Origin of the sequence: Kitasatospora sp. NPDC057936, from assembly GCF_042887525.1 — a bacterium.
In the GTDB taxonomy this organism is placed as follows: Bacteria; Actinomycetota; Actinomycetes; order Streptomycetales; family Streptomycetaceae; genus Kitasatospora.
Genome location: NZ_JBHVPD010000194.1, coordinates 1 through 4256 on the forward strand (window position 1 = coordinate 1; position 4256 = coordinate 4256).

Sequence of the window (4256 nt, forward strand, 5' to 3'; positions counted from 1 at the left end):
GGACGGGGAACCGTCCGGGCCCGCGGCCTCGTCGTGGTGCCTGGTGGAACGATCTAGGGAGGGCACGTGAGCGTCGGCTCCGGGATAGCGGGCCTGCTGCGGCGCCGGGCCGAGCAGTGGGCCGTCCGGCTGCGGCAGCGGCGGACGCAGCGCAGGATCTACCAACTGGCCGTCCTCTGCTGCGCGGTGGCGCTGGCGCCGATGTCCTGGCTGTGGCTGACGGCGGGGGACCGGGTGGGCACGGTGGAGTCCGCTCCGTCGGCGCCGGTGGCGGTCGTCTTCGGGGCCGGGCTGGACCGCGGACAGCCGACGCCCTATCTGGAGCACCGCCTGGTCGGGGCGCTGGACCTCTACCGGGAGGGGAAGGTCCGGGCGATCCTGGTGACCGGCGACAACGGGCGGGTGGAGTACAGCGAGCCCGACGCGATGTTCCGCTACCTGGTCGACCACGGCGTCCCGCAGGACCGGGTGGTCCGGGACTACGCGGGCTTCACCACGTGGGACTCCTGCACCCGGGCGCACCGCGTCTTCGGGGTGGACCGCGCGGTGCTGGTGAGCCAGGACTTCCACGTCCGGCGGGCGCTGGCCCTGTGCCGGGCGGCCGGGATCGAGTCGTACGCCGTCGGGGTGCCGGAGCTGCACGACGTGACGTGGCTGTACGGCGGCCTGCGGGAGATCCCGGGGGCCGGCAAGGCGGCGCTGAGCGCCTGGATGCGGCCGGACCCGGTGTTCCTCGGGCCCAAGGAGGACGGGATCCCGAAGGCGCTGGCGCAGGCCGCCCAGAGGTAGCGGAGGGGGTAGCGGAGCGGGGTATCGGAGGGGGCGCGGCCGGGGCGAGGCGGGGGTGCGGCCGGGTTCGCACGCACTGTCGGACCCGTGCGGCATGATCGGCGCGTGCGATCACTGCCGAGCATCATCCACCTCGACATGGACGCCTTCTTCGCGGCGGTGGAGCAGGCGGCCAAGCCGAGCCTGCGCGGCAAGCCGGTGATCGTCGGCGGGGTGGGCGGGCGCGGGGTCGTCTCCACCGCGTCGTACGAGGCGCGGAAGTTCGGGGTGCACTCGGCGATGCCGACGGCGCAGGCGCGCCGGCTGTGCCCGAACGCGGCCTTCCTGACCGGGCGGTTCGAGGCCTACCGGCAGGTCAGCGACATCGTCATGGGCCTGCTGCGGGAGCTGTCGCCGCTGGTGCAGCCGCTGAGCCTGGACGAGGCGTTCGTCGACCTGGAGGCCGGCCCGTACGGCCCGGCACTGAGGGAGGCGGACCACCAGACCGGGGAGCGGCTGGTGCTGGCGCTCGGGGAGGACCTGCGGGCCGACATCCGTCGGCACACCGGGGTCACCGGGTCGGTCGGCGCGGCCGGGTCCAAGCTGATGGCGAAGATCGCCTCCGAGCGGGCCAAGCCGGACGGGCTGGTGCTGATCGAGCCCGGGCAGGAGCGGGCCGTGCTCGGCCCGATGCCGGTGCGGGCGCTGCCCGGGATCGGGCCGGCCACCGAGCAGGTGCTGCGGCGGGCCGGGCTGGTCACGGTGGCCGACCTCACCGACGCGGGCGAGGCGGAGCTCGTCCAACTGGTCGGCAAGGCCCACGGCAGCGGCATCTACGCCATGTCGATAGGGCTGGACGACCGGCCCGTGGTGGCCGACCAGGACGCCAAGTCGGTCTCGGTGGAGGACACCTTCGAGGTGGACCTCGCCGACCGGGACCGCGTGCTGCGCGAGGTCGAGGTGCTGGCCGCCCGGTGCGTGCGGCGGCTGCGGGCCGCGGGGCGCTCGGGGCGGACGGTGGTGCTCAAGGTCCGCCGCTTCGACTTCTCGACGCTCACCCGGTCGGAGACGCTGCGCGGGCCGACGGACGACGAGACGGTGATCACCGAGACGGCGCGTCGGCTGGCGTCCCAGGTGGACATCACGGGCGGCGTGCGGCTGCTCGGCGTCGGGGTCTCGCAGCTCGCCGACTACACCCAGGAGGACCTGTTCGCCCAGGCCGTTCGGGAGGAGGCCGCGCTCGAACACGGCGGCGAGGAGGGCGCGGGGGCCGCGGAGGAGCCGGAGGAGCCCGCCCTGCGGCGCTGGATGCCCGGGCAGGACGTCCACCACGCGGAGTACGGGCCCGGGTGGGTGCAGGGCAGTGGCGTCGGGCGGGTGACCGTGCGGTTCGAGACGCCGTGGAGCGGGCCGGGGCGGGTGCGGACCTTCTCGGTGGACGATCCCGACCTGGAGCCGGCCCGGCCGTTGCCGCTGGTCGAGGGCGAGGACTGGGGCGGCCGGCGGTTCGGCGCCGGGGCCGAGGAGGGTGCCGATGAGGACGTGGGGGATGACGGCGTGGATGACGGCGTGGATGACGGCGTGGATGACGGCGAGGAGGGCGCCGAGGAGGGCGCCGAGGAGGGCGCCGAGGAGGAGGGCTGAGAACGCGTTGCGGCCCCACCTGGAAGGGGAGTACCAGGTGGGGCCGCATTCCGTTACCGGGCCTCGGGCGGTCGCGATGCCCTCCCGACCGTGTGAGGTCCGGGCCCCCGCGCCCTGTCCCTGAGCGCGGGGGCGGACGCCTCGTCAGGCGTCGGTCTTCACCAGCTCGTCGCTGGGGATCTGCCCGGCCTGGGCACCGGAGGCGGTGACCGCGGCGGAGGACTTGACGGTGCGGATCAGGAACGGCACGACACCGGCGATGATGCAGACCACGGCGGTGGTCCAGAACGCGTGCTTGTAGGCGTCCAGCGTCGGCAGCAGCACCGGGATCTTGATCGGGAGCTTCATGGTGTCGCCGGTCAGGATGGCGGTCATCACGGCGGTGCCGATCGCGCCACCGACGGTGCGCAGCACGGAGTTCATGCCGTTGGCGATGCCGCTCTGCTCGACCGGGACGGCGCCGTTGATGTACGCCGGCATCGCGGCGAAGGCGAGGCCGATGCCGAGGCCGAAGATGGCGGAGGCGGTGTAGATGTCGCCCTCGTGGCTGTGGCGCAGCGCCAGGTAGGCCATCGCGACGGCGCCGAGGACGCCACCGAGGACCAGCGGCAGACGCGGGCCGCGGCGGGCGATCAGCATGGCGCCGACCGGAGCGGCCACCATCGAGCCGATGGCGGACGGCAGCAGCATGATGCCGGCGTGCAGCACGGTGGCGGTGAAGCCGTAGTGGGCCAGCTTCTCGGGGGTCTGCGCGAAGTTGCTGATCACCATGAACGAGCCGTACATGCCGAAGCCGATCAGCAGGCCGGCCAGGTTGGTGAAGGCGACCGCGGGGCGGGACATCATGCTCAGGTCGACCAGCGGGTGCTTGACCTTGACCTCGATGACGCCCCAGATCAGGGCCACGACGGCGGCGACGGCGAACAGGCCGAGGGTCTTGGTGGAGGTCCAGCCCCAGTGGTTGCCCTGGCTGACCGCGACCAGCAGGGCGGAGAGCCAGCCGGCCAGGGTGAGGGCGCCGAGCGGGTCGGCGCCGCCCTCCTTGTCGGTCACCGGGTCGGACGGGACGCGGAAGGCGACCAGGGCGACCGCGATCAGGCCGAAGACCAGGCCCATCCAGAAGATCGACTTGTAGTTCCAGTGCTCCAGCAGGAGACCGGTGGCCACCAGGCCGAGGCCGGAGCCGACGCCCATCGAGGCGCTGATGGCGGCGACGCCGCCGGTCACCTTCTGCTTGGGCAGCTCGTCGCGGACGATGCTGATCGCCAGCGGCATCACGCCACCGCCGGCGCCCTGGAGGACGCGGGCGACGATCAGCAGGCTGAACGAGTGGGTGCTGACGGCGAGCGCCGAACCGGCGACCAGACCGGCCAGCGAGATCAGCAGCATCGGCTTGCGGCCCCGGAGGTCGCCGAAGCGGCCCAGGAGGGGAGTCAGCACGGCGGCGGAGAGCAGGTTGGCGGTCATCAGCCAGGTGATGTTGGAGCCGGAGACGTCCAGTTCCTTGGCCAGCGACGGCAGGATCGGGACGACCGCGGTCTGTACCACGCTGAACGACAGCATCGCCAGGATGAGGGCCGGCAGGACCCGGGTGGTGCTCTGCTTCTCGGCCGCGGTGGTGGGCTGTGGTGCCTCACTCACGGTTGCTTCCTCCCGTACATAGTGAATGAACTGAAATAACCATGCAGGGAGATACTTCAGAGTGTCAAATATCGAGTGGTTAAGGTTTGGCAAAGGGGAGTGGTCGGGCGGGGGTGGGGGGCGCCTGCGGCGGGCTGGGGGTGGGGGGTTGGGGGGAGTGGTGTGGTTTTGGGGGGGGGGGTGGGCCGGTGGGGCGGCGTGCG

Annotated in this window: 3 protein-coding genes; 2 read left to right on the forward strand and 1 reads right to left on the reverse strand. The window is 72.7% G+C overall.

What is annotated here, in order from left to right; translation table 11 throughout:
• Positions 1-66: 66 nt before the first annotated feature.
• Positions 67-789 (forward strand): vancomycin high temperature exclusion protein, encoded by a 723-nt coding sequence (locus tag ACFVU9_RS45290; RefSeq protein WP_380449075.1) that lies wholly within the window; start codon positions 67-69, stop codon positions 787-789.
• 105 nt (positions 790-894) lie between these two features.
• Entirely contained in the window at positions 895-2412 is a 1518-nt protein-coding gene (locus tag ACFVU9_RS45295; RefSeq protein ID WP_387603927.1) for a DNA polymerase IV, read from the forward strand.
• 144 nt (positions 2413-2556) lie between these two features.
• On the opposite strand, the gene ACFVU9_RS45300 is transcribed toward ACFVU9_RS45295, so the two are convergent.
• On the reverse strand, positions 2557-4053 hold the full coding sequence (locus ACFVU9_RS45300; RefSeq protein ID WP_387603930.1) for an MFS transporter: 1497 nt from the start codon (positions 4051-4053) through the stop codon (positions 2557-2559).
• Positions 4054-4256 lie beyond the last annotated feature (203 nt).